The sequence below is a fragment of the Streptomyces sp. 378 genome, assembly GCF_030124145.1.
Lineage (GTDB): Bacteria > Actinomycetota > Actinomycetes > Streptomycetales > Streptomycetaceae > Streptomyces.
The window spans coordinates 199,505-223,144 of the sequence record NZ_JASKMS010000006.1 but is presented as its reverse complement, the minus strand read 5'-3'; the positions used below and the strand labels follow the sequence as shown (position 1 = coordinate 223,144).

The window sequence follows — 23,640 nt, the reverse complement described above, 5'->3', positions numbered from 1 at the left end:
GTCGTTCTCAGGTCGCAGGGCGCGAAATGTGGCTGCGGGGCGGGAGCGGCTGGAGGACGTCCGGAAACGGCCTGACTCAGGTTCCGCTTGACTGGGACTCGGTCCTTGGTGTGAGCGCGACGGCAATGGCGGCGGCGAAGTCCTCCGGTTATCCAGCATGATGTTGTGGCCGCAGTCGGGGATCGCGACGACGGACACGCCCGCCTCGGTGAGCGCGTCGGCGCCCGGGAGCGGGCCGTCGGACTCGGGGGGCAGGAAGGTGCGGGGAACCCTCACGTCCAACAGGAGTTCGCGCATGGTCCCGAGGTTGGATGAGCCATGGAGTTTTTCTGCTACCACCGCGACCGCCCCGGTTCCCTGCCCTTGCGTGAGGAGTTGGGGGAAGCGCACTGGGCCTACATGGACCGGTATGAGGCGGAGTTGATCGCCCGTGGGCCGACTTTCGCCGATGACGATGAGACGCCCACGGGCAGTGTGCACATCGTCGATCTGCCGGACTCCGTCGACGCGCGGGCGTTCGCCTTCGACGAGCCCAACCACCAGGCAGGGGTGTACCGGGACGTATTGCTGCGGCGGTGGCGCAATCTGCTGGGGCGGACCATGTGGGAGTTCCCCGGTGGGTCGAGCGGCGGGAAACGGTTCCTGGTGCTCGGCTTCGGCTCGGGGGCGGCCCTCGACCTCGATGTGCCGTACGACCCGGACGAGCTGATCGCCTACGGGCCGCTGCTGTCCGACGATGGTGCCGTGTGGGTGGGGACGGCAGCGCTGGTGCGGGCCCCGGACGCGAAGGCGGCGCGTGCCGTGCTGGCCCACCAGGGGCGGTACGCGGGCATCGAGGTGCACGCGTGGGAGTTCGGCGGGCGGCGGTGACGAGGGGCTCAGCGCAGTGAGAGACGGTTGAGGCCGGGGCCGCGTGCCGTGGAAGCACGATACCGGCCAGGAAGCGGGCGGCCCCGACCGTTACTTGCAGGCGTGTGTGAGGAAGGCGGACCAGGCGGTGGGGGAGAGGGTGAGCTGGGGGCCCTGCTTGTTCTTCGAGTCGCGGATGTGGACGGTGTGGGGGCGGGTGGCAATTTCCAGGCAGTCGCCGGAAGCACTGCTGCTGTGACTGGACTTGCGCCAGGTCATGTCGGACGTGTTCATAGGTCTCCTCGCATCCGCTCCAGCAGGCTCACTGAGTCCTGCATGGTGAGTGCCTGTGAACGCATCCTGGCATACCGCCTCTGGAGCACGCTGACCACTTTCCGGTCGGCGATGAGCTGGCCACTCTCCTGTCCTTCGGTGTAGGCGAACCACTGGTTCTCCGGCGTCTCCAGCAGTTGGAAGGGCCCTTGCATGCCGGTGTGCGACTCCTGCACGAGCGGCATGATCTGGATCTCGACGTTCCGCAACTGCGCGACTTCCAGCACTTGGTCGATGAGGCCTCGGGTGACATCCGCCCCGCCGGTGCGCCGCAGGAACACCTGTTCCTCCAGGATGAACCCGAACGCCGTGTCGAGGCGTTCCCGCAGCAGCTTCTGTCGTTCGGCTCGGGCGGCCCATCGTTCATCGATCTCCGCGTCGCCCAAGGGCGGCAGATGGTCGAGAGCCATCGCCCGCGCGTACGCCTCCGTCTGCAACAAACCCGCCACCATGCGGGACTCGTACGTGTAGAGGGCGATCGCCGTCTTCTCCAGCCGAGCCCATTGGCGGAACCACGCCGCGAGTCCCGGCTGCCGGGCCAGGCATTGCGCTGCCCTCTGCAACGCCCCCGTGTTTCCCAGGGCCTCCTCCGCCCGCTCCACGAACACCGGATCCGGCATCCGCCTCCCCAACTCCACGGAAGCCACCGTGTGTTTGGAGAACCTCACCAGCTCGCCGAACTCCTCCCGGCTCAGCCCCGCGTGCTCGCGCAAGCCCTGGACCACCGCCCCGAACGTCCGCAGGCTGTCCGACGACTCCGGCTCGCCGCCCGTTCCCGCCCCCACCACGCCATCGACCACCGTCGATCACCTCCCGCGCGTCATGGTTACGGCACGTCACCGGTACTGTCCAGTCCGTGACCGCGTACGCCGCACCGGCGTACGCGGCTTTGACCTCGCGCAGAGGGTCCCGGCGCGGGACATTGGCCGCATGACAGCACCTGCCACTCCCCAACCCACCGTCACCGTACGTGTGTTCGCGCAGCGCCTGAGTGCCACTCCCCGCGGCGCTCGCCTCGCCCGGCACCTGGCCGTCGGCCGGCTGCACACCTGGGGCATCCCCCACGGCTCGGACGCCTCCGACGCCGTCGCCCTGATCGTCGCCGAACTGGCCGCCAACGCCGTGACGCACGGGCGCGTGCCGGGCAGGGACTTCGAGCTGCGGCTGTCGGTCGTCGGCGGCAGCGTCCGTGTCGAGGTGACCGACACGCACAGTGGGCCGCCGAGTCCGCCGGGGCCGCGCGGCGTGGCGCGGCCGGGCTCCCTCGACGAACACGGCCGGGGACTGGTCCTCGTCGCCGCGCTCGCCGACCGGTGGGAGGTCCTGGAACGGAAGCCGGCGCCCGGCAAGACCGTACGTGCCGAGGTCGGACTCCTGCCGGGATCCTGAGGTGAACTTCGACGGTCCGCGCAGTTGTTGCTGCGCGAACCATTGACGCGTAAGACGTTCGATTCTACGGTCCGTTCGAACTTGCGATCGCTGTTCGAAAAGCCGAACGGCTCTTCACCCCCACCGCAAGGAGATGACCCGCATGAGCCGCAGTCCCCGCACCCGCACCCTCCGCAGGCGAACCGCCCTGTTCGCCCTCCCCGCCGCCGCCCTCCTGGCACTCCTCCCGAGCACGGCGTCCGCCTACCCCAACCCCGGCCGGGTCACCGGCGACGTCGTCACCCACGACCCGTCGATGATCCGCACGTCGTCCGGGCAGTACCTGCTGTACGCCACCGGTGGAGGCATCTCCGGCAAGGCGTCCAGCGACCGCACCGCGTTCAGGAACAGTGCCGACGCCTTCGGCAACAGGCCGGGCTGGTGGCGGAACTACTCCTCCGTGCCGGAGGCCTGGGCTCCGGACATCTCGTACCACGGCGGCAGGTACCTGATGTACTACTCCGTCTCCAAGTTCGGTTCGAACACCTCCGCCATCGGCCTCGCCACCTCCAGCACCGGTCAGCCGGGCAGCTGGACCGACCAGGGCACCGTCTACACGTCGAACTCCTCCAGCGACTTCAACGCCATCGACCCGAACCTCTTCGTGAACGACGACGGCAAGTGGTGGCTGTCGTTCGGCAGTTGGTGGACCGGGATCAAGATGATCCAGATCAACCCGTCCACAGGGAAGCAGCTCTCCTCCAACACCACCCGCCACTCGCTCGCCTCCCGCCCCACCGGGACCAAGGCTGTGGAAGCGCCCTTCATCGTGAAGCGGGGCGGCTACTACTACCTCTTCGCCTCGTACGACACCTGCTGCGCCGGGACCAGCTCGACGTACAAGGTCAAGGTCGGCCGCGCTTCCAGCATCACCGGGCCGTACCGCGACAAGAACGGCGTCGACCTGATGAACAACGGCGGCACGCCCGTCCTGGAGTCGCACGGCAGCGTCATCGGCCCCGGCGGCCAGTCGATCCTGAAGGACGCCGACGGCGACCTGATCGTCTACCACTACTACGACGGCAACGCCAACGGCACGCCCAAGCTCGGCATCAACCTCTTGAACTGGAGTAGCGGATGGCCCGTCGCCTACTGACCCTGCTGGCGGCCCTGCTGCTCGCGCTGAGCCTCGGCCAGCCCTCCGCGAGCGCCGCCTCCTTCGCCAACCCGGTCAAGTCCGTCAAGGGCGCCGACCCCTGGATCTCGTACCACGACGGCAACTACTACCTGGTGACGACGAGTTGGACCGACGTCATCACCATCCGCAAGTCCACCACCCTCGCCGGGCTCTCGACCGCGCCCAGCGTCCAGGTGTGGAAGGGCGACGCCGCCTCCCGCTGCTGCAACATCTGGGCGCCGGAGCTGCACTTCCTGAACGGCCGCTGGTACCTGTACTACGTCGCCGGGCAGAACGTGTCCGACTACAACCCGACGCAGCGCAGCCATGTGCTGGAGAGCGCCGGCTCCGACCCCATGGGGCCGTACACCTACAAGGGGCAGCTCAGCAACGCCTGGATGCTCGACCCGAGCGTGCTGAACGTGGGCGGCCGGCTGTACATGCTGGGCAGCGCGATCACCGGCGGCACACAGAACCTTGTCATCGCCCCGATGTCCAACCCCTACACCGTCAGCGGCTCCTACTCGACGATCTCGACACCGACGCACGCCTGGGAACGGCAGGGCGGGACGGTCAACGAGGGAGCGGAGGTATTGCAGCGAAACGGCCGCACCTTCCTCATCTACTCGGCCAGTGGCTGCTGGACGCCCGACTACAAACTCGGCCAACTGGAGCTGACCGGCTCCAACCCGCTGTCCGCCTCCTCCTGGACCAAGAAATCCACGCCCGTCTTCCAGCGCAGTGACGCCAACGGGGTGTACGGACCCGGCCACAACGGCTTCTTCACCTCACCCGACGGCCGTGAGAACTGGATCGTCTACCACGCCAACGACTCCGCCTCCGATGGCTGCGACAACGGCCGTACGACCCGGGCGCAGAAGTTCACGTGGAACTCCGACGGCACGCCGAACCTCGGTACGCCCGTCCGGCTGGGGGCGAGCATGACCGGCCCGTCGGGTGAGCCGGCGACCGCGTCGACGACCTACACCGTCACCAACCGCAACAGCGGCAAGTGCCTGGATGTGGCAGGCGGCTCGGGGGCGGACGGGGCCGATGTCCGGCAGTACTCCTGCAACGGCAACGCCAACCAGCGCTGGCGCCTGGAGGACCTCGGCGACGACACCCACCGTCTGGTGAACGTCGCCACCGGCAAGGTGCTGGACACCGCCGACTGCTCGGCCGCCGACGGCGCCGACCTGCGCCAGTGGTCCTGGCTGAACAACACCTGCCAGCGGTACCAGTTCGTGGCCACGGACGGTGGCTTCGTCCGCATCGTCAACAAGGCCACGGGGAAGGTGGCGGACGTCGCCGATTGCTCGACGGCGGACAGCGCCGATGTACGCCAGTGGTCCTGGCTGAACAACGCCTGCCAGCAGTGGAAACTGACGGCGGTGTGAGTCCCTGGGGGGCGCGGGGAACTGCGCGAACAACCCCGACGGACCCGCACTCGCCCGGTCGCGGAAACCACCTACGGCGCTGAGGCGTTACCCGGCCTGACCCATCCCCGCCGCGTTGGGCCAGCTCTGCGCGGCGGGCCACCCCGTGGCGGGCGCCGGCGTCAGCCCGTTCGTCCCCCGCACCTGCGCCGCCGTCAGGCCGCCACGGGCCGGGACACCGGGCGGCGTGGGCCCGGTGAACGGGGCGGCCATCGGCGTCGGCGCGGGCACGGCGGCAGGGACCGGCGCCGGAGCAGGGACCGGCGCCGGGGCTTGGGCGGCGGGCGCCAGGAGCGGTGCCGGGGCGGCCATCGGCTGGGGAGCCGGCTGCGGCATCTGGGGCTGGGGCTGCGGTATCTGCGGCTGGGGCATCGGCGCCGCAGCCGGCATCGGCATCCCACCGGTCGTGCCCGCCGGTACGGCGGACGCGGCGGCGGGGAGCGGCATGCCGATGCCGGTGGTCGGAGCGGGGGCGGTGGCCGGGGCGAGCCCCGGCCCCCCGCCCACACCGGTACTCGCGGCCGCGGGCGCGGGCACTGGCGCGGGGGAGAACCCCGGGCCGCCCGCCCCGGCGCTCGCGGCAGCCGGAGCCGCGGCGAGTCCCGGCCCCCCGGCGGCGGCCGGAACCGCGGCCATCCCCATCGCCTGCGCCGCGAGCCCCCGCATGCCCGACCCGTTCGTCTCGCTCACCAGACGGTCCACGGCCGCCGTACCCGAGCTGTAGCTGGTCCCGTTGCCCGGCTCGGGTACGGCGGCTCCCCTCCTGGACGTCCCGTAGAGCACCTGTTCCAGGCCGGACACCAGGCGACGCACGTCCACCTGGGGGCGCACCACGAGACGCAGGAAGCGACTGGACGAACCGATCTTGTTGCCGCACTCGCGGACCAGGATGCGGTGCTCGGTGAGCATGCGGTCCCGGACGACGGTGCCCTCGGCGCCCACGGGGAGGCGCACGAAGAGGAAGTTGCCCTGCGACGGGTAGACCGTCAGCCCGGGCAGGGAGGAGAGCTGGCCGGACATGTCGAGCCGGTCGCGGCGCACCTGCTGCAGGCTCTGCGCGTACTCGGCGCCGTGCTCCTTCAGCATGAAGACCACGTGCTCGGCGAAGGAGTTGAGGTTCCACTTCGGGAGCATCGAGCGGACCCGGCCCGCCAGCGCCGGGTTGGCGACGAGGTAGCCGAAGCGGATGCCGTGCAGGCCGAAGTTCTTGCCGAGGCTGCGCAGCACGACCACGTTGGGCCGCAGCATCGCCTCCTGGACGACGGACGGCTCGGCCTCGGCGTCCGCGAACTCCAGGAACGACTCGTCGACGACGATCAGGTCGAGGTCGGCCATGGCGTCCATGAACTGCACGACGGCATGCTTGTGGAGGAAGCCCCCGTCGGGGTTGTTCGGGTTGCAGATCACCGCGACGCGGGTGCCGCGGGCCCGGATGAACTCGGCGTACTGCGCGAGGTCGAGGGCGAAGCCGCTGGACTCCTGGAGCGGGAACATGTCGACCCGCTTGCCGGTCTCCATGGGCTGGTCGGTCCAGCGGCCGAAGGTGGGGACGGGGACGGCGAGGGACTCGCGCACCAGCAGGTGGTCGATCCAGGTGATGAGCTCGGTCGAGCCGTTGCCCATGGCCACGCACTGCGGGGGCAGCTGGAGCAGGCTGCACAGCTCGGCGGTGATCGTGTCGGCGCTGCTCGGGTAGTACGTGATGATGTCGCGCAGCCGGCCCGCCATGTCCTCGAACATGGCCGGGGTCGGGAAGTACGGGTTGCAGGGGATACAGAAGTCCACGGGGCCGGCACCCTCGCCGCCCTCACGGGTCAGAGCCGCCATCGACGGGCTGTGTGCCGCGGTACTGCGGAACAGCGACGTGACGTTGTCGGCCATGGAACCTCCGTATGGGGCGGGCCCGTTGGGGACGGACGGGCCCGACGTTCAAGGGCGGCCCGCGCGGGGGAGCGCGGGCCGCCCATTCATACGGAGACCACGGTGGCACCGTTCAAGCGTCGGGAAAACGGTCGGAACGTGTGCCCTTCCTGTGAAGGGGCGTCAGTGGCCTCGGTTTCGTGAGGCCTGCCGGCGGCCTCAGCAGCCGAACGTGTGGATCGTGGTCGTCCGGTAGGTCTGCCCCGGTCGCAGCACCGTCGACGGGAACTTCGGCTTGTTCGGCGAGTCCGGGAAGTGCTGCGTCTCCAGGCACAGGGCGTCGCCCTGTCGGTAGGTGCGGCCGGACGGGCCGGTCAGCGTGCCGTCGAGGAAGTTGCCGGAGTAGAACTGCAGGCCCGGCTCGTTCGTGGCGATCTTCATACTGCGGCCGGAGGCCGGGTCGCGCAGAGTCGCGACGTGCTCGGGCCGGGCGGTGATGCCCTTGTCGAGGACCCAGTTGTGGTCGAAGCCCTTGGCGGTCACCAGCTGCGGGTGCGAGACGCGGATGTCCCGGCCGATCGGCTTGGCCCGGGTGAAGTCGAACGGCGTGCCCGCGACCTTGGCCAGCTCGCCCGTGGGGATCAGGCCCGCGTCGGTGGGCGTGTAGCGGGAGGCGGCGATCTGGAGCTCGTGGTCCTCGATCGTGCCGCTGCCCTCACCGGCGAGGTTGAAGTAGACGTGGCTGGTGAGGTTGACGACGGTGGCCTTGTCCGTGGTCGCCTCGTAGTCGATGCGCCAGGCGCCCTGCCGGGTCAGCGTGTACGTCACCTTCGTCTTGAGCGTGCCCGGGTAGCCCATCTCGCCGTCGACGCTCGTGTAGTACAGGTGCAGACCGACGTCGGAGCCCTTGGTGAACGGCTCGACGTCCCACACGCGCTTGTCGAAGCCCTGGGCGCCGCCGTGCAGGCTCTGCTCGCCGTCGTTCACGGACAGCTGGTAGTTCTTGCCGTCGAGGGTGAACTTGCCCTGGCCGATGCGGTTGCCGTACCGGCCGATGAGCGCGCCGAAGTACGGGGTCTTCGCGACGTAGTCCTCGAGGTTGTCGAAGCCCGCGGAGACGTTGGCGTACCGGCCGCGACGGTCGGGGATCTCCAGGGACTGGACGACACCGCCCCAGGACAGGACCTTCAGGCGGGTGCCGCCGTTCTCCAGCGACCAGCTGTGGACCTTGGTGCCGTCGGCCAGCTTGCCGAAGAGCCTCTTCACCGGCTTCCTGCCTCCCGTGGCGTGCGCCGTGCCGCCGAGCGTGGTGGCGGCTATGCCCGCCGCCGCTGCTCCCGCGATGACCGTGCGTCTGTTCAGTTCCATGTGCGGCTCCCGATAAGGAGAGGGCCCCGCCTGGCGGCGGGGCCCCGCTCTGACTTACGAACCGACCTTGCGCTTGTTCCACACGTCGAACCCGACCGCCGCCAGCAGCACCAGGCCCTTGATGACCTGCTGCCAGTCGGTGCCGATGCCGACGAGGTTCATACCGTTGTTCAGCACGCCCAGGACCAGGCCGCCGATGATCGCGCCGAGCACGGTGCCGACACCGCCGCTCATCGACGCACCGCCGATGAACGCTGCCGCGATCGCCTCAAGCTCGAAGTTGAGGCCGGCCTTGGGCGAGGCCGCGTTGAAGCGGGCGGCGAAGACCAGACCCGCCAGGGCCGCGAGCATGCCCATGTTCAGGAAGACCAGGAAGGTGACCTTCTTGTCCTTCACGCCCGACAGCTTGGCCGCCGGGAGGTTGCCGCCGATGGCGTAGATGTGGCGGCCGATGATCGCGTTGCGCATGACGTAGCCGAAGCCGACGAGCAGCACGCCCAGCACGAGCAGCACGATCGGGGTGCCCTTGTAGCTGGCCAGCAGCATCGTCAGCGTGAGGATGGCGGCGCCGATCGCGACCAGCTTCAGCAGGAACAGCTTGGCGGGCGGGACCTCCAGGTCGAACTCCTGCTGCCGCTTGCGGTCACGGACCTCCTGGAAGATCACGAGGGCGATCAGCGCGAAGCCCAGAAGCAGGGTGAGGTTGTGATAGTTCGTCTCCGGGCCCACTTCGGGCAGGAAGCCGTTGGCCATCTTCTGCAGGCCCCGCGGGAACGGGCCGAGCGTCTGGCCCTCCAGGAAGATCTCCGTCAGTCCGCGCCAGATCAGCATGCCCGCGAGGGTCACGATGAACGATGGTATGCCGCCGTAGGCGATGAAGAATCCTTGGATGGCGCCCGCGAGCGCGCCCACCGCCAGACACAGGATCACCGCGACCGGCCAGGGCAGATCGTTCCTGACCATGAACACGGCGGCCATCGATCCGATGAACGCCGTCAGTGATCCGACCGACAGGTCGATGTGCCCGGCGATGATCACCAGCATCATGCCCATCGCGAGGATGAGGATGTAGCTGTTCTGCAGCACCAGGTTGGAGACGTTGCGTGGCAGCAGCAGGTCGCCGTCGGTCCAGACGGCGAACAGGACCACGATCAGGCCCAGGGCGATCAGCATGCCGTACTGCCGCATGTTGCGGCGCATGCCGTCCATCACCAGCTGCAGCAGGCCGCCGCCCTCGGCCCCTCCGCTCTTGCCCGGCGGCGCGGGGGCCGGGCTCTTGGCGGTCACGTCCGTGCTCATCGGGTTACCTCTTTGTCCTTCGTCATCTGACGCATCAGCGATTCCTGGGAGGCCTCGGCCCGCGAGAACTCACCCGTCAGCCGCCCCGCGGCCATCGTGTAGATGCGGTCGCACATGCCGAGCAGCTCGGGCAGCTCGGAGGAGATGAAGACGACCGCCTTGCCCTGGGCGGCCAGCTGGTCGATGACCGTGTAGATCTCGTACTTGGCACCGACGTCGATGCCGCGCGTCGGCTCGTCCAGGATCAGCACCTCCGGACCCGAGAAGATCCACTTGCTGAGGACGACCTTCTGCTGGTTGCCGCCGGACAGCTTGCCCACCGGCTCGAAGACGGTCGGCGCCTTGATGTTCATGGACTTGCGGAAGCCCTCGGCGACCTGCCGCTCCTCGTGCTCGTCGACCACACCGCGCTTGGCGACCTTGCCCAGGGCGCTCAGCGAGATGTTCCGGTTGATGGTGTCGATGAGGTTGAGGCCGTAGTGCTTGCGGTCCTCGGTGACGTACGCGATGCCGTGCTTGACCGCCTCGGGGACGGACTTCGTACGGATCTCCTTGCCGTCCTTGAGGACGGTGCCCCCCGCGTACCGGCCGTAGGTCCGCCCGAAGACGCTCATCGCCAGTTCGGTGCGGCCGGCGCCCATCAGACCGGCGATCCCGACGATCTCCCCGCGCCGCACGTGGATCGACACGTCGTCGCACACCTTGCGCTGCTGGTCGATCGGGTGGTGCACGGTCCAGCCCCGGATCTCCAGGGCGGGTGCCGCGCCCTCCTCGGGCTCGTGCGGCGACCGCTCGGGGAAGCGGTTCTCCAGGTCGCGACCGACCATGCCGCTGATGATCCGGTCCTCGGTGGTCTCCGGGGCCTTCACATCGAGGGTCTCGATGGTCTGGCCGTCACGGAGGATCGTCACCGAGTCGGCGACCCTGCGGATCTCGTTGAGCTTGTGGGAGATGATGATCGAGGTGATGCCCTGCTTCTTCAGCTCCAGGATCAGGTCCAGGAGTTTGCCGCTGTCCTCGTCGTTCAGGGCGGCGGTCGGCTCATCCAGGATGAGCAGCTTCACCTTCTTCGACAGCGCCTTCGCGATCTCCACGAGCTGCTGCTTGCCCACGCCGATGTCGGCGACGCGGGTGTCGGGGTGGTCCGCGAGACCCACCCGGCGCAGCAGCTCGGTGGCGTGCCGCAGCGTCTCGGTCCAGTTGATGATCCCCCGGGTGGCGTGCTCGTTGCCGAGGAAGATGTTCTCCGCGAGGGAGAGGTAGGGCACCAGCGCCAGTTCCTGGTGGATGATCACGATGCCGCGCTCTTCGCTGGCCCGGATGTCCTTGAACTGGCAGACCTCACCCTCGAAGAGGATGTCGCCCTCGTACGTGCCGTGCGGGTGGACGCCGGAGAGGACCTTCATGAGGGTCGACTTGCCGGCGCCGTTCTCCCCGCAGATGGCGTGGACCTCGCCCTGCCGGACGGTCAGCGTGACGTCCGACAGCGCTTTGACGCCGGGAAAGGTCTTGACGATCGAGCGCATTTCCAGGACGGGTCCCGCCATGGTCGTGCCTTCCAATCAGAGTGTGCCGGCGGTTTTAGAGGTCGCTTGCCTTGATGTAGCCGGAGTCGACGACTTCCTTCTGGTAGTTGGACTTGTCGACGGCGACCGGCTCCAGCAGGTAGGCCGGGACGACCTTCGAGCCGTTGTCGTACGTCTTGGTGTCGTTGACCTCGGGCTTCTTGTCGTTCAGCAGCGCGTCGACCATGTTCGAGGCGACCTTGGCGAGCTCGCGGGTGTCCTTGTAGACCGTCATCGACTGCTGGTCGGCGATGATCGACTTCACCGAGGCGAGCTCGGCGTCCTGGCCGGTGACGACCGGCAGCGGCTTGCTCTTGGAGCCGTAGTCGTCCGACTTCAGCGCCGAGAGGATGCCGATGGAGATGCCGTCGTAGGGCGAGAGGACGGCGTCGACCCGCTCGCTCTTGTACGAGGAGGTCAGGATGTCGTCCATGCGCTTCTGGGCGGTGCCGCCGTCCCAGCGCAGGGTGGTGACCTGGTTGAGCTTGGTCTGGCCGGAGCGGACGACGAGCTGCTTCTTGTCGATGTAGGGCTGCAGGATGTTCATCGCGCCCTGGAAGAAGTAGCGGGTGTTGTTGTCGTCGTTCGAGCCCGCGAACAGCTCGATGTTGAACGGGCCCTTCTTGGAGCCGTCCTTCAGGCCGAGCTTCTCGACGATGTAGGTGCCCTGGAGCTCGCCGACCTTCTCGTTGTCGAAGGAGGCGTAGTAGTCGACGTTCTCCGTGCCGAGGATCAGGCGGTCGTAGGAGATGACCGGGATGTTCGCGTCCTTGGCCTGCTGGAGCACGTTGTTCATCGACTTGTTGTCGATGGCCGCGACGATCAGCGCCTTGACGCCCTGGGTGATCAGGTTCTCGATCTGCGAGACCTGCTGGTCCGGGTCGTCCTCGCCGTAGACCAGCTGGGTCTTGTAGCCCTTGGACTCCAGGTCCTTCTTGACGTTGTTGCCGTCGGCGATCCAGCGCTCGGAGGACTTGGTCGGCATCGCGATGCCGATGGTGCCGCCCTTGGCGCTGTCCCCGCTCTCCTCGCTCCCACCCTCGCTGCTCTGCCCGCAGGCGGACAGGGTCAGGGCGAGGGACGCGGCTCCGGCTATGGCGGCGAGGGCGGCTCTGCGATTACGCATGATCATCATCCTTGATGTGTGTGCAGGGCTCGGTCTGGGGCGCGAAGCCGCTCCGGGGGGTCGGGCCGGAAAGACCGAGAAGAGATGTGTCGGATTGTGGTCGGCTGTGTCTTCTTCTGTGAAGGCGAGTATCCGGAACGTTATGACGAGATTTCGAACCGTTGCAGATCACCCGGCAGCCGCGAACCGAGCGGCGCCATGTCGCCGTCGGCTCCGTGGCGGGCCAGAAGATCCAGGGCGAGCCGCCCGCGCCGCACCCGCTCCTTGGCCGTGGCCAGCGTCAGCTCCCGCATGTGGTGCCCGTACGGGTAGATCCCGGGGGCCTTGGACAGGCCGAACTTCAGGTACAACGGGGCCCCACGTCTGATGAGTTCGGCCACCTCGTACATCCGGACGTAGCCGCCGAGGTCGTCGGGGGCCTCGATGTACATGTCCATCGGAGCGCTCGACACCCGTCGTATCTCGGTGAGGTGATCGAGCGTCAGGTCACTGGGCACATTGACCGAGTCGGCGCCGAGTCGCTCGTAGACCGCGTACGCGGCCGGGTTGACGGGGCCGATGAGCGCGGAGACCTTCAGCGTCGTGTCGGCCGGGATGATCCCGGCGGCCCGGGCCCGGTGCAGCGTCCACAGCACGCCCTCGTCGGCGACGAGCAGGCACGCGACGCCCAACTCCGTGGCCCTGACGGCGTCTTCGACACAGCCGGCCACGGCGTCGTGGCCGCGGGCGCGCAGTCCGGCGCCCCGCGAGTCGGTGCGCGTGGACCCGCCGATGTCCCAGGTGCCGCGCGGCCCGGTGAACAGGCAGAGCTCGATGTCGCGTTCGGCCGTCGCCTCGACCATCTCGGTGATCTCGGCGTCGGACAGCATCCACACGCCGCTGCCCTGGCTGATCCGGTGAATCGGCACGTCCAGCCGCGAGGCCTCCTTCAGGACCACCGCCAGTGCCTCGGGACCCTCGCAGGAGGGGATCTCGGTGCGCCAGCGGCCACCGCCCGGGAAGGAGTGCGGCGAGGCGTCGGCGGGGTCGGGGGCGGGGGCGTTCAGGCCCAGGGCGGTGAGCGCCTGCTCACCGGGCCTGCGCGCTGCCGGGGCGGAAGCGTCGATCACGGGAATGTCCTTCGGTTCGATATGTCGGACGATGTTCGCGGCTCTGGGGCGCTGGGGCAAGGGGTTAGGGCAAAACTGGGTGTACGCCGGTACGGGAGCCGTCAGGTCGCCCCCGTACCGGCGTACGTCTAGGGGCGGAGCAGAACCTTGCCCACCTTCGGATCGCCGGCCCCGACCAGCTCGATGGCCTGCGAGAACTCGGCGAGCGGCAACTCGTGCGTCACCAGCGGCAGCGGGTCGAGCAGACCGGCGGCGAACACCCGCACCGTGTGCGCCCAGGCGTCCGGCGGCGCACCGAACACGGTGTGCACCTCCAACTGCCGTACCACGAGGTCGGTCGGGTCGAGTCCGTCGGCGTCCGGCGCCGGGATGCCGGTCAGCACCAGCCGGCCGCCGCGCCTGAGCAGACCGGCCGAGATCCGGGCGGCGTCCGCGGACCCGGCCGTCTCGATCACCACGTCGAAGTCGTCGGGGAGTTCCTGGTCCTTCGTCCGGAAGTCCGTCGCGCCGTACTGTCGCGACAGCGCCTCGCGGTCCCGGCGGGTGCCGACCACCAGCAGCTCGGCCGGCGAGTTCGCCTTCAGGAACTGCACGGCGAACATGCCGAGGGTGCCGGTGCCGACCACGGCGACGCGCTCACCGGGCTGTGCGTTGCCCTTCAGCGCGGCGGCCGCGATGCAGGCGGCGGGTTCCAGGAGGGCGGCGGCCGTGAGGTCGCAGTCGTCCGGGAGGGTGTGCAGGAGGCGGGCCGGGAGGGTCAGCGTGGCCGCCATCGCGCCCGGCTGGGTGAACCCGGTCTCCTCGTACCCCGCGCTGCACAGGGTCGTGTCGCCCGCGTGGCAGCGATCGCAGACCTGACAGTTTCGAAAGCCCTCACCGACGACCTTGCGGCCGACGAGGGACGCCGGGACACCGGCGCCCACGGCCTCCACCGTCCCGGACCACTCGTGGCCCGGGGTCAGCGGGTAGCGCACATAGCCCTCGGGGCGGTTGCCCTGGTAGACCTCGCGGTCGCTGCCGCAGATCCCGGAGGCGTGCACCCGCACCAGGGCCTCGCCCGCCTCGGGCCGCCGAGGCTCGTGCGGGACGAGCCGGTGCTCGCCCGGGGCGTCGACGACGACAGCCGTGCTCACTGCGAGCCCTTCGGCTTGCGCTGTTCCCAGCCTTCCGCCCAGAGGTCGAAACGGGCCTGCTGCTGGGGGAACTCGGCGGCGGCGTCCACGTCCAGCTCCACGCCCAGGCCCGGGGCGTCGGAGAGGTGGAAGCAGCCGTCCTCCGGGTTCACCTGCGGCGCGCCCTTGACCACCTTCTTGATCTCCGCGTCGGCGAAGTCGTTGAAGTGCTCCAGGATCTTGAAGTTCGGCGAGGTGAAGCCGACCTGGAGGGACGCGGCGGTCAGGACCGAGCCGCCCACGTTGTGGGGAGCCACCAGCATGTAGTGGGTCTCGGCGGTCGCGGCGAGCTTCCTGGTCTCCCAGATGCCACCGATATGGCCGACGTCCGGCTGGATGATGTCGACGGCCTGGCTCTCGAACAGCTCCCGGAACTCGATCCGGTCGTGGATGCGCTCACCGGTGGCGACCGGCATGTCGACCTTGGCGGCGACCTTCTCCAGCGCCTTCAGGTTCTCCGGCGGGACCGGCTCCTCCAGCCACGCCGGCTTGAACGGCGCCAGCTCCTTGGCCAGGCGCACGGCCGTGGCGGGGGAGAAGCGGCCGTGCATCTCCAGCATCAGCTCGGCCTCGGGGCCGATGGCGTCGCGGACCGCCTCGATCAGGGAGACGGCGTACAGGGTCTGCTGGTGGTCCAGCTCGAAGTGGCCGGTGCCGAAGGGGTCGATCTTGAGCGCCCGGTAGCCGCGCTCCATCACGCCCTGGGCGGCCTTGTGGTAGGCCTCCGGGGTCCGCTCGGTGGTGTACCAGCCGTTGGCGTACGCCTTGACCTTGTCGGTGACCTTGCCGCCCAGCAGCTGCCAGACGGGGACGCCCAGGGCCTTGCCCTTGATGTCCCAGCAGGCCATCTCGATCACGGCGATACCGGACATCACGATCTCGCCCGCACGGCCGTAGTCGCCGTACTTCATGCGCTTGACGAGGTCCTCGACGGCGAAGGGGTCGGAACCGAGGATGTGATTGGCCTCGGCCTCCCTCAGGTATCCGAGAAGGGCGTCGGTGTGTCCCAGCATCCGGGTCTCGCCGACTCCGGTGATGCCTTCGTCGGTGTGCACCTGGACGTACGTCAGGTTGCGCCACGGCGTCCCGACCACGTGTGTGCTGATTCCGGTGATGCGCACGGCGGTTGTCCCTCGCAGCTTCGTCGGTTCATTTCCGTCAGAGTGTTGCGTCAGCGTCCCGTTCGTGTTCCGGCGACTCGCTCTGTTCGAGATTTCGGCACACGTTCGAAATGCTGGCGTGACAGTAAGGATCCGGTGGCGGGGGTGTCAATGGGTCGCGCACATAACGGTTTCGACAGTTTCGAAACCACCGAGGAGCGGTGTCCCTACAGAACCTTCACAGATGGATCTAGGAACCGGACCGGCGCGGAACTTAATCTTCCCGCGTCATGGACTACTGCGACCCGTGCCGTCGGCACCTCAACGGCGCCCTTGCCTGCCCGGGCTGCGGCACCTCGGCCGAAGCGCTGCGCCGGTCCGGGCCGGAGTACGGCGGCCACGGCGCCACCGCGTCCGGGAGCGCGGGTGACACCCCCGGAGCGCCGGCGGAGCCGTACGCGCCGGGCGACACCCTCGAAGGGCCGCCGGAACCGTACGCGCCGGACGACGCGCACGGCGACGACGGGGACGAGGCCGACGAGGACGACGGCGACGGCGAGCACCTGGGGCGTGCGGCGCGTCGTCGCGGGCGGGGCCGCGGGCCGGCCGCTGACGGCCCGGGCGTGGCGAGCCGGCGGGACCGCAAGGCCGCGGCACACCGCCGGCGGCGGCGCAGGACCCTCTTCGTGGCGGCCGGGTTCGTGCTGGCCGCGGGGGGCCTGAGCCTCGCGGAGCTCGGCATGGACGCCCCGAGTTCCACGCCCGGGCCGGCCGTGGTCGGAGGCGAGTCCCCGGACGGAGGCGCGTCGGCCGAGGCGGGGGAGCCGGGCGGCACCCCGGGTGGCGAGGCGGGAGCTGACGGAGCGTCGGTTTCCCCGTCCCCGGACGCGTCCGGTTCACCCTCCGCGTCGGCGTCCCCGACGGACGGCGCGTCGGAGTCCCCGGAGGGTGACGAGCCGAGCAAGCAGGCCGAGTCGGCCGCGGCGGGCGATTCCCCCGACCGCCCGAGCGCCGCACCCACGGCCGCCCCGCCGGCCCCTGCCCCGACCCCGACCCCGGACCCGACCACCCCGGCACCCGAACCGGAACCGACCCCCTCCCAGACGTGCGACCGGTTCCTGTGGTGGTGCACTTAGCGCCTGCCGCCCGGCGTCCGCACGCCGCCGTGGCGGGTCGGGTGTCTCGGCCGACGCCGCGCGAGTCAAACCCCGAGGATGTCGAACGCCCGGACTTCCACCGGGTCTTCAACCGGAACGGACAGGCCGTGGTCGCGTTCCGACGCGAGGGAGGGGCGACGAGGCGATCCGGGCCTCTCGGCAACCGCTCTTGTCCGACGGCGAGATGCCGCCACGAGGTCGGCTGACGGCACCGGCCCCGGCTCAGCCCAGCATCCGCCGCAGCGCGTCCCGCAGTGCCACCCGCTCACCCTCGGAAAGCCCGGCCAGGGGCTCCCGGGCGAACCGCAGTGACTCCCGCAGGCTCCGGGCCACCCGCCGTCCCTCCGGCGTGGCCGCCGCCACCTTCACCCGGCGGTCGGCGGGCGCCGGCTGCCGCTCGACCAGCCCCCGGGCCTCCAGCCGGTCGACGATGCCCGTCACGTTGGACGGCTCGCACTTCAGCTGCTGGGCCAGCCTCCGCATGGGCAGCGGTTCGAGGCACAGCAGGCTCAGCAGCCGTGCCTGCGCGCCGGTCAGGGCGTGCTCGGCCGCCGCCGACTCGTAGTCCTCGTGGAACCGCGCCACGACTTCCCCGATCAGTTCGACGACCTCGACGGTCAGCGGATCCGGGCGGTTGGTCATGTTCTGGGGCGTCGGTGTGGTGGAGGCCATGCATCGAGGGTACCCGGTTATTTGACAACCTGAAATTTTCAGGAGCATGGTTGTTTCAGGTACTGAAACATTCATCGAGCCAGTGAGGTAAGGCGCATCATGACCGACACCCCCACCCTCCCCGCCGTCAGCCGCGAGTGGCACCTGGCGAGCCGTCCCGTCGGCTGGCCGAAGCCCGAGGACTTCGCCTTCGTCGAGGTGGAGGTCCCGCAGCCGGGCGAGGGGCAGGTCCTCGTCCGGAACGAGTACCTCTCCGTGGACCCGTACATGCGCGGCCGGATGAGCGACGCGAAGTCCTACGTGGCCCCGTTCGAGATCGGCAAGGTCATGCAGGGCGGCGCGGTCGGCGAGGTCGTGGCCTCGAACGCCGAAGGGCTGTCCGTCGGGGATCACGTGCTGCACTTCTTCGGGTGGCGTGAGTACGCGGTCGTCAACGGGAAGAACGCCGTGAAGGTGGACCCCGAGGCCGCGCCGCTGTCGACGTACCTCGGTGTGCTGGGCATGACCGGCCTGACCGCCTACGCGGGCCTGCTGCGCACCGCCGCCTTCAAGGAGGGCGACACCGTCTTCGTGTCCGGTGCCGCCGGCGCCGTGGGCGGCCAGGTCGGGCAGATCGCCAAGCTGAAGGGCGCCTCGCGGGTCATCGGCTCCGCCGGGTCGGACGAGAAGGTCAAGCTCCTCGTGGAGGAGTACGGATTCGACGCCGCCTTCAACTACAAGGCCGGGCCCGTCGGCAAGCAGCTGCGCGCCGCCGCCCCCGACGGGATCGACGTCTACTTCGACAACGTCGGCGGTGACCACCTGGAGGCGGCCATCGGCTCCCTCAAGGAGGGCGGCCGGATCGCCGTCTGCGGCATGATCTCCGTCTACAACGACACCGAGCCCGCCCCGGGACCGAAGAACCTCGCCCGCCTGATCGCCACCCGCGGCCGTATCGAGGGCTTCCTGGTCGGGGACCACTACGACCTGCAGCCGCAGTTCGTGCAGGAGGTCGCCCCCTGGGTCGCCTCCGGTGAGCTCAAGTACCGGGAGACCGTCGTCGAGGGCATCGAGAACAACCTGGAGGCGTTCCTGGGTGTTCTGCGCGGCGACAACACCGGGAAGATGATCGTCAAGCTCTGACGCCTTCCCTCATGATTCCGGCATGCGGTAACTTGTTTCCGAATCCGTCCCGGCCCGGGCGCGAGCCGCGGCGGACGAGCGAAGGAACACCACCGCATGCCGATCCAGCAGTCCGACGTCCTGTACACCGCCGTCGCCACCGCAGAGAACGGGCGCGACGGCCGGGTCGCCACCGACGACGGCACGCTCGACCTCGTCGTCAACCCGCCGAAGGAGATGGGCGGGAGCGGCGCCGGCACCAACCCGGAGCAGCTGTTCGCCGCCGGGTACAGCGCCTGCTTCCAGGGCGCTCTCGGAGTCGTCGCCCGCCAGGAGGGCGCCGACCTCACCGGTTCGACGGTGACCGCGAAGGTCGGCCTCGGCAGGAACGGGGACGGCTTCGGGATCATCGTCGAGATCTCGGCCGACATCCCCAGGGCCGACCGGGACACCGCCCGGTCGCTGATCGAGAAGGCCCACGAGGTGTGCCCGTACTCGAAGGCGACGCGCGGCGACATCACCGTGACGCTGGTCTGACGACAGTCGTTGCACAGACGGAGGCCGCACCCTTGGACGTGGGGTGTGGCCTCCGCCCGTGCCCGTGCCCTGCCCGGGCTCAGCGGGCGAGCGCCGCCGCGTGGACCGCCCGCACCAGGCGGTCGTTCTCCGGGGCCGCCCCGCCGGGGAAGGCGAACCGGCGGCGCGTGTAGCCGTAGGCGAGGCCGCTCCACGGGTCCGCGAACGCCTGGGAGCCGCCCGCGCCGCTGTGCCCGATCGTCCCGGCCCCGAGGAACGGGTACCACGTGTCAGCCGTCATCTGGAAGCCCAGCCCGAACGACTTGTGCGCCCGGGCCACCAGGTCGTAACCGGCCGAGTGGAACTGGCCGAACTCCGCCACGGTGTCCGGCTTCAGCAGCGCCGGCTGCTCGCCCACCTCGCTGATCGCCGCCGCGTACATCCCCGCCAGACCCCGCGCGGAGGCCACTCCGCCCACCGACGCCGGACCCTTCGCCCGGATCAGCGGCACGTTCGGAAGGGAGACCAGGTCCGTCGGCTCGGTCGCGTTGCGGTTGAACGCGATCGAGGCGAGCGCGTGCGGGCCCGTCGGCGTGGCATCGAGGAGGGCCTGCTGCCGCGGGGTCGGGTCCATCGGCTGGGTGCCGCGGAAGCGGGGCTCCTCGGACGCGGGCAGGCCCAGGTGGAAGTCCAGGCCGTACGGGCTCCTGATCCGCTCCTGGTAGACCTCCTGGAGCGTGCGGCCGGTCGCGCGGCGGACGACCTCACCGGCCAGGGCCCCGGCGACCAGCGCGTGATAGCCGAACGCCGTGCCGGGGCGCCAGAACGGCCGCTGGTCGGCGAGACGCTCGGCGAGCTGGCGGTCGTCGGCCAGCTCCGCGAGGGTGAAGCCGCTGTCCGTGCCGACCACGCCCGCCCGGTGCGCCAGGAGATCCCGCAGGGTCAGGGCGCCCTTGCCCTCGGCCGCGAACTCCGGCCAGTAGTAGGTCACCTTGCGGTCCAGTTCCAGCGTGCCGTCCTGGACGAGCAGAGCCACGACCAGACAGGCGGCGCCCTTGGTGGACGAGAACACACCGTAGAGGGCGTCCGCGCCGGTCCCCGCCCACAGGTCGACGACCTTCCGGCCGTGGACGTAGGCGCACAGCTGCCCCTCGTAGTCGGCTCGCTCCCCGGCGACGAACGCGGCGAACTCCTCGCGCACCGCCTCGAAGCCGTCCGCCACGGTGCCGTGGATCTCCTGCGTCATCCGCTCTCCTCAACTGAACCGCTGTGTGCCACTGTGAACAATGCCCTCGCCACCTGCGGGAACTCCCCCTTGTAGTGGTTCGGTGGGGGTGACCCTCGGCGCGGGTCTCGCGGGAACGGTTCTCGTGGTGCGCACGCGTACCTCCTCCGGGGGCTTCCTGAGATCGGTACGGCGAGGTGTACCGGTTCGACTCAACGGCAACAAGTGCGCCTTGGTGTCACCGGTGCCCCGGACGGCTCCACCCGGCGCGCCCCGCCCGGCCCCGGCGGCCTGTGACCGTGGTGTGACCGGAGCGCGTCAAGAGCACGACAGGGGCCCGGATAGGGTCGACCCATGCGCGATCTGGGGACGGGTTTCCGGTACTTGCTCAAAGGCCAGCGATGGGTGGCCCGGCACGGCAAGCAGTACGGCTTCGGGCTGCTCCCGGGTCTGATCACCCTCGTCCTGTACGCGGCGGCGCTGGTCGCGCTGGCCCGGTGGGGCGAGGACGCCGTCACCTGGGCGACGCCCTTCGCCGACGGCTGGTCCGGCCCCTGGCTCGGCCTCTTCCGCGGCTTCCTGACCGCCGTGCTGTTCGCCCTCGCCCTGCTCCTCGCCGTCGTGACGTTCACCGCGGTGACCCTGCTGATCGGGCAGCCCTTCTACGAGAACCTCTCCGAGAAGGTCGACCGTGACGTGTCGCCGGACGGGCACGCCCCCGAGTCGGGCCTGCCGCTCTGGCGCGAACTGTGGATCTCCGCCCGCGACAGCCTCCGGATCGTGGTGCGGGCCGCCCTGTGGGGTGTGCTGCTGTTCGCCTGCGGCTTCATCCCGGTGGTCGGGCAGACGGTCGTCCCGGTGCTCGGGCTCCTCGTCACCGGGTTCTTCCTCACCGAGGAACTGACCGCCGTCGCCCTCCAGCGCCGCGGCGTCGAACTGCGCACCCGCCTCGCCCTGCTGCGCTCCCGGAAGACCCTGGTCTGGGGCTTCGGCACACCGCTCGCGGTGTCCTTCCTGGTGCCGTTCGTCGCGGTGTTCCTGATGCCGGGCGCGGTCGCGGGCGCCACCCTCATGGCGCGTGACCTGCTGGGCGAGGAGATCGACGAGGGCGGCGGGGGCGGCCGGAAGGGCGACGGGGCCGTCACGCCCTTTCCGCAGCCACCCTCAGGATCGCCTTCACCTGGGCGATGATGTCCAGGCGGTTGCGCACGAACTCCGGGTCGGTGATCTGCGTGGTGTTCCCGGCGCCGAACTGCAGCACCGGTGTGTGCACATGCCCGCCCGGCAGGGTGTCGTGCAGCCCCAGCCGGTCCCGCAGCAGCGTCGCCCGGTAGGCGATCTCGTTGGAGAGGTAGTCCCCGCCACCGCCCGCGCGAGCGGTGGAGCCGGGCGTCGGCCCGTCGGGGCGTACGACGGGCTCGGTGCCGCTGGCCGGGATCTCGGTGACGCCGGTGTTGTCGTACACGGGGAAGCGGCCGGTGTGCGCGGCGACGATCTCCCGGTACGGCAGGGTGGTCGTCGTCCACTGCGGCTGCGAGGCCGGGTCGCTCACCGGAACCGTCTCGGTGCGGCCGATGCCGTCGTTGTCCCCGAAGCCGCCCCGCCAGGCCCCGTTGGTCCGCTCGATGTCGAACCTCCCGACCCGGCCCTGGCTCACGGTCGTGAACAGGTCGGTCCCGGGCAGGTGCGGCCGCAGGGTCCGCTCCACGGTGCCGTCGGTGAAGTCCTGCCAGCGCACCGGGAAGACGGCCGTCTCGATCCGGGCCGGGCCGTCCGCCGTCTCGATCACCGTGCCGTCCAGGGCCAGCGCGGTGGCGCCGGACGGGTTGGAGATACGGATGTCCCGGTCCAGCGTGAACGGGTCGAAGCCGGTGAGCAGGATCCGCTTCAGGCCCTTGCCGTGCGGATGCCCGATGGTTTCCTGGCCGCGCGAGGTGCGCTCCAGCCGGTCCAGCAGCGCGGCCCGCTGCCGGTCCGTCAGACCGAACTCGGGCTCCCAGGTGCGCACGTCACGCGTCATGCCGAGCCGCGCCCAGTACAGGGGCCGGTCGTCGTCGCGGCTGAGGTCCCCGGCGAGGGGGCCCCGCCCCTGGGCCCGGTCGACCGCACGCTGCCACAGCCGCGTGCCCTCGCGCGTGACCGCCCGGCGGGCCTCCCCGTAGGAGCGGGCCGCGTCGAGGGCCCGGGCCAGTCGCGGTGCCACGGTGTCGAATCCGGAGCGGCGCAGGATCTCCTGGGGCACCGCTCGGTCGAGCCGCTGCTCCTCGACGGTGGGAGCGGGTGCCGCCCGGGCGGCGCTCGCGGCCGTCGGGGTGGTGAAACCGGCCAGCAGGGCGAGGCCGAGGACGCCGAGGCGAACGCGTATGGAATTCAAGGGTGTTCGGGCCTTCCGTCGCGGTGGGGGGTCGGTGTCGGACGGCCGCAGTATCGCGTGACGGGCGCGGTCCATGCCATGGGCTGGGTCGTGCGGGGCTCGTGTGGGTCTCAGGCGTGGATCCTCGCCGTCGCCTCCCGCACCGCGTCCAGGAAGGCCGAGGCGGCGGGGGCCGGGGACCGGCCGCGCACGGTCGCCGCGTACACCGCCCGGTAGCTCAGTCGCCGCCCTCGCCGAGCAGGGTCAGGAAGTCCCGGAACGCCGACGCCATGTCGACCGACTCCGGGTCCAGCAGCCACTGGTACTGCAGCCCGTCCAGGATCGCCACGAGGAGCGGTGCCGCCCGCTCGGGGGTGAGGCCGCTCGGCAGCCGGTCGCCGTACTCGGCGCGCAGCACCTCGGCCAGACCGGCCCGCACTCCGACATAGCGCTCCGTGAAGTACGCCCGGGCCGGATGCCCCTCCGTGACGCTCTCGCCGAGCAGCGCCGAGAAGGTCTGGATGATGGCGGGCCGCATGGCGTTGTACTCGACCAGCGACGCCAGCAGGTCGAGCCGCAGATGCCCGGCCGGCATCGCGTCCCAGCGGTCCCGCTCCCGGAGCACCGCCACCAGCAGCGCCTCCTTCGTCGGGAAATGGTGCAGCAGCCCCTGCTGGGTGAGCCCGACCCGCTCGGCGACCGCGGCCAGGCTCGCCCCCCGGTAACCGCGTTCGGCGATCACCTCCAGAGCGGCCCGCACGATCTCCGCGCGCCGCTCCTCGCTTCTCGTCCTGGCCGTCATGGCGTCACCGTACGACATGCCGAACCGCTCTTCATCACGAGCAGATAACGAA

22 protein-coding genes and 1 pseudogene are annotated in these 23,640 nt (G+C 70.0%); 8 read left to right on the top strand and 15 right to left on the bottom strand.

Annotated features, from left to right (window positions below):
• Positions 1 to 76: 76 nt before the first annotated feature.
• Positions 77 to 330: pseudogene (locus QNO09_RS11465) on the bottom strand (alpha/beta fold hydrolase); the annotation flags it as partial.
• On the opposite strand from QNO09_RS11465, the gene QNO09_RS11460 reads away from it, so the two are divergent.
• On the top strand, positions 319 to 870 hold the full coding sequence (locus tag QNO09_RS11460) for a YciI family protein (protein WP_283970014.1): 552 nt from the start codon (positions 319 to 321) through the stop codon (positions 868 to 870). The pseudogene QNO09_RS11465 and the gene QNO09_RS11460 sit on opposite strands and share 12 nt — an antisense overlap.
• Positions 871 to 960: 90 nt before the next feature.
• Here the strand turns inward: QNO09_RS11460 and QNO09_RS11455 are convergent, their stop codons facing one another.
• Positions 961 to 1,143 (bottom strand): DUF397 domain-containing protein, encoded by a 183-nt coding sequence (locus tag QNO09_RS11455; RefSeq protein ID WP_283970013.1) that lies wholly within the window; start codon positions 1,141 to 1,143, stop codon positions 961 to 963.
• The gene (locus QNO09_RS11450) at positions 1,140 to 1,982 is read right to left on the bottom strand and encodes a helix-turn-helix domain-containing protein (protein WP_283970012.1); all 843 of its coding nucleotides are present in this window, start codon (positions 1,980 to 1,982) and stop codon (positions 1,140 to 1,142) included. Before QNO09_RS11450 ends, QNO09_RS11455 begins: the two co-directional genes overlap by 4 nt.
• Positions 1,983 to 2,112: 130 nt before the next feature.
• Here QNO09_RS11450 and QNO09_RS11445 point away from each other — a divergent pair, with 130 nt between their 5' ends.
• From QNO09_RS11445 to QNO09_RS11435, 3 genes are all read left to right on the top strand, one after another.
• Positions 2,113 to 2,571, top strand: a complete 459-nt coding sequence (locus QNO09_RS11445) for an ATP-binding protein (protein ID WP_283970011.1) — start codon at positions 2,113 to 2,115, stop codon at positions 2,569 to 2,571.
• A 142-nt stretch (positions 2,572 to 2,713) separates the two neighbouring features.
• The gene (locus tag QNO09_RS11440; RefSeq protein WP_283970010.1) at positions 2,714 to 3,706 is read left to right on the top strand and encodes an arabinan endo-1,5-alpha-L-arabinosidase; all 993 of its coding nucleotides are present in this window, start codon (positions 2,714 to 2,716) and stop codon (positions 3,704 to 3,706) included.
• The gene (locus QNO09_RS11435; RefSeq protein ID WP_283970009.1) at positions 3,688 to 5,124 is read left to right on the top strand and encodes a family 43 glycosylhydrolase; all 1,437 of its coding nucleotides are present in this window, start codon (positions 3,688 to 3,690) and stop codon (positions 5,122 to 5,124) included. The genes QNO09_RS11440 and QNO09_RS11435 overlap by 19 nt, the downstream gene beginning before the upstream one ends.
• Before the next feature lie 87 nt (positions 5,125 to 5,211).
• Here QNO09_RS11435 and QNO09_RS11430 read toward each other — a convergent pair whose 3' ends face one another.
• From QNO09_RS11430 to QNO09_RS11395, 8 genes are all read right to left on the bottom strand, one after another.
• Positions 5,212 to 7,044 (bottom strand): pyridoxal phosphate-dependent aminotransferase, encoded by a 1,833-nt coding sequence (locus QNO09_RS11430; protein WP_283970008.1) that lies wholly within the window; start codon positions 7,042 to 7,044, stop codon positions 5,212 to 5,214.
• A gap of 198 nt (positions 7,045 to 7,242) precedes the next feature.
• Positions 7,243 to 8,391: an aldose epimerase family protein gene (locus tag QNO09_RS11425; protein WP_283970007.1), complete on the bottom strand. Its 1,149-nt coding sequence runs from the start codon at positions 8,389 to 8,391 to the stop codon at positions 7,243 to 7,245.
• 54 nt (positions 8,392 to 8,445) lie between these two features.
• Complete coding sequence (gene mmsB / locus QNO09_RS11420) at positions 8,446 to 9,690, bottom strand: multiple monosaccharide ABC transporter permease (protein WP_283970006.1); 1,245 nt, start codon at positions 9,688 to 9,690, stop codon at positions 8,446 to 8,448.
• Positions 9,687 to 11,237, bottom strand: a complete 1,551-nt coding sequence (gene mmsA / locus QNO09_RS11415; protein WP_283970005.1) for a multiple monosaccharide ABC transporter ATP-binding protein — start codon at positions 11,235 to 11,237, stop codon at positions 9,687 to 9,689. Before mmsA ends, mmsB begins: the two co-directional genes overlap by 4 nt.
• A gap of 34 nt (positions 11,238 to 11,271) precedes the next feature.
• Positions 11,272 to 12,381 carry a multiple monosaccharide ABC transporter substrate-binding protein gene (gene chvE, locus QNO09_RS11410; protein ID WP_349636960.1) on the bottom strand — a complete coding sequence of 370 codons (1,110 nt, stop codon included), beginning with the start codon at positions 12,379 to 12,381 and terminating at the stop codon, positions 11,272 to 11,274.
• Between the two features lie 140 nt (positions 12,382 to 12,521).
• Positions 12,522 to 13,490, bottom strand: a complete 969-nt coding sequence (locus QNO09_RS11405) for a glycosyltransferase family protein (protein ID WP_283970003.1) — start codon at positions 13,488 to 13,490, stop codon at positions 12,522 to 12,524.
• Positions 13,491 to 13,618: 128 nt separating this feature from the next.
• Positions 13,619 to 14,623 (bottom strand): zinc-dependent alcohol dehydrogenase, encoded by a 1,005-nt coding sequence (locus QNO09_RS11400; protein ID WP_283970002.1) that lies wholly within the window; start codon positions 14,621 to 14,623, stop codon positions 13,619 to 13,621.
• Complete coding sequence (locus QNO09_RS11395; RefSeq protein WP_033306141.1) at positions 14,620 to 15,783, bottom strand: mandelate racemase/muconate lactonizing enzyme family protein; 1,164 nt, start codon at positions 15,781 to 15,783, stop codon at positions 14,620 to 14,622. The genes QNO09_RS11400 and QNO09_RS11395 overlap by 4 nt, the downstream gene beginning before the upstream one ends.
• Before the next feature lie 269 nt (positions 15,784 to 16,052).
• Between QNO09_RS11395 and QNO09_RS11390 the strand changes: the two genes are divergently transcribed.
• Positions 16,053 to 16,898, top strand: coding sequence for an SCO2400 family protein (locus tag QNO09_RS11390; RefSeq protein ID WP_283970001.1), 846 nt, complete (start codon positions 16,053 to 16,055; stop codon positions 16,896 to 16,898).
• Between the two features lie 243 nt (positions 16,899 to 17,141).
• Here the strand turns inward: QNO09_RS11390 and QNO09_RS11385 are convergent, their stop codons facing one another.
• Positions 17,142 to 17,591: a MarR family winged helix-turn-helix transcriptional regulator gene (locus QNO09_RS11385; RefSeq protein ID WP_283970000.1), complete on the bottom strand. Its 450-nt coding sequence runs from the start codon at positions 17,589 to 17,591 to the stop codon at positions 17,142 to 17,144.
• 99 nt (positions 17,592 to 17,690) lie between these two features.
• Here QNO09_RS11385 and QNO09_RS11380 point away from each other — a divergent pair, with 99 nt between their 5' ends.
• Both QNO09_RS11380 and QNO09_RS11375 read left to right on the top strand, forming a co-directional pair.
• Complete coding sequence (locus tag QNO09_RS11380) at positions 17,691 to 18,713, top strand: NADP-dependent oxidoreductase (RefSeq protein WP_283969999.1); 1,023 nt, start codon at positions 17,691 to 17,693, stop codon at positions 18,711 to 18,713.
• Between the two features lie 96 nt (positions 18,714 to 18,809).
• Entirely contained in the window at positions 18,810 to 19,229 is a 420-nt protein-coding gene (locus QNO09_RS11375) for an organic hydroperoxide resistance protein (RefSeq protein ID WP_283969998.1), read from the top strand.
• A 79-nt stretch (positions 19,230 to 19,308) separates the two neighbouring features.
• On the opposite strand, the gene QNO09_RS11370 is transcribed toward QNO09_RS11375, so the two are convergent.
• Positions 19,309 to 20,454: a serine hydrolase domain-containing protein gene (locus tag QNO09_RS11370; protein WP_283969997.1), complete on the bottom strand. Its 1,146-nt coding sequence runs from the start codon at positions 20,452 to 20,454 to the stop codon at positions 19,309 to 19,311.
• Positions 20,455 to 20,787: 333 nt separating this feature from the next.
• On the opposite strand from QNO09_RS11370, the gene QNO09_RS11365 reads away from it, so the two are divergent.
• Positions 20,788 to 21,624 (top strand): EI24 domain-containing protein, encoded by an 837-nt coding sequence (locus QNO09_RS11365; RefSeq protein WP_283969996.1) that lies wholly within the window; start codon positions 20,788 to 20,790, stop codon positions 21,622 to 21,624.
• Here QNO09_RS11365 and QNO09_RS11360 read toward each other — a convergent pair.
• Both QNO09_RS11360 and QNO09_RS11355 read right to left on the bottom strand, forming a co-directional pair.
• The gene (locus tag QNO09_RS11360; protein ID WP_283969995.1) at positions 21,575 to 22,807 is read right to left on the bottom strand and encodes a pyroglutamyl-peptidase I; all 1,233 of its coding nucleotides are present in this window, start codon (positions 22,805 to 22,807) and stop codon (positions 21,575 to 21,577) included. The genes QNO09_RS11365 and QNO09_RS11360 overlap by 50 nt on opposite strands.
• A gap of 217 nt (positions 22,808 to 23,024) precedes the next feature.
• Entirely contained in the window at positions 23,025 to 23,606 is a 582-nt protein-coding gene (locus tag QNO09_RS11355; RefSeq protein ID WP_283969994.1) for a TetR/AcrR family transcriptional regulator, read from the bottom strand.
• Between the last annotated feature and the right edge of the window lie 34 nt (positions 23,607 to 23,640).

What these genes read in the sequence shown, in the direction of transcription:
- QNO09_RS11365 (WP_283969996.1), top strand. Translation starts at nt 20,788, where the DNA reads ATGCGCGATCTGGGGACGGGTTTCCGGTACTTGCTCAAAGGCCAGCGA.
- QNO09_RS11385 (WP_283970000.1), bottom strand. Translation starts at nt 17,591, where the DNA reads ATGGCCTCCACCACACCGACGCCCCAGAACATGACCAACCGCCCGGAT.
- QNO09_RS11380 (WP_283969999.1), top strand. Translation starts at nt 17,691, where the DNA reads ATGACCGACACCCCCACCCTCCCCGCCGTCAGCCGCGAGTGGCACCTG.
- QNO09_RS11440 (WP_283970010.1), top strand. Translation starts at nt 2,714, where the DNA reads ATGAGCCGCAGTCCCCGCACCCGCACCCTCCGCAGGCGAACCGCCCTG.
- QNO09_RS11435 (WP_283970009.1), top strand. Translation starts at nt 3,688, where the DNA reads ATGGCCCGTCGCCTACTGACCCTGCTGGCGGCCCTGCTGCTCGCGCTG.
- QNO09_RS11430 (WP_283970008.1), bottom strand. Translation starts at nt 7,044, where the DNA reads ATGGCCGACAACGTCACGTCGCTGTTCCGCAGTACCGCGGCACACAGC.
- QNO09_RS11370 (WP_283969997.1), bottom strand. Translation starts at nt 20,454, where the DNA reads ATGACGCAGGAGATCCACGGCACCGTGGCGGACGGCTTCGAGGCGGTG.
- QNO09_RS11390 (WP_283970001.1), top strand. Translation starts at nt 16,053, where the DNA reads ATGGACTACTGCGACCCGTGCCGTCGGCACCTCAACGGCGCCCTTGCC.
- QNO09_RS11355 (WP_283969994.1), bottom strand. Translation starts at nt 23,606, where the DNA reads ATGTCGTACGGTGACGCCATGACGGCCAGGACGAGAAGCGAGGAGCGG.
- QNO09_RS11425 (WP_283970007.1), bottom strand. Translation starts at nt 8,391, where the DNA reads ATGGAACTGAACAGACGCACGGTCATCGCGGGAGCAGCGGCGGCGGGC.
- QNO09_RS11445 (WP_283970011.1), top strand. Translation starts at nt 2,113, where the DNA reads ATGACAGCACCTGCCACTCCCCAACCCACCGTCACCGTACGTGTGTTC.
- chvE (WP_349636960.1), bottom strand. Translation starts at nt 12,381, where the DNA reads ATGCGTAATCGCAGAGCCGCCCTCGCCGCCATAGCCGGAGCCGCGTCC.
- mmsA (WP_283970005.1), bottom strand. Translation starts at nt 11,237, where the DNA reads ATGGCGGGACCCGTCCTGGAAATGCGCTCGATCGTCAAGACCTTTCCC.
- QNO09_RS11460 (WP_283970014.1), top strand. Translation starts at nt 319, where the DNA reads ATGGAGTTTTTCTGCTACCACCGCGACCGCCCCGGTTCCCTGCCCTTG.
- QNO09_RS11455 (WP_283970013.1), bottom strand. Translation starts at nt 1,143, where the DNA reads ATGAACACGTCCGACATGACCTGGCGCAAGTCCAGTCACAGCAGCAGT.
- mmsB (WP_283970006.1), bottom strand. Translation starts at nt 9,690, where the DNA reads ATGAGCACGGACGTGACCGCCAAGAGCCCGGCCCCCGCGCCGCCGGGC.
- QNO09_RS11375 (WP_283969998.1), top strand. Translation starts at nt 18,810, where the DNA reads ATGCCGATCCAGCAGTCCGACGTCCTGTACACCGCCGTCGCCACCGCA.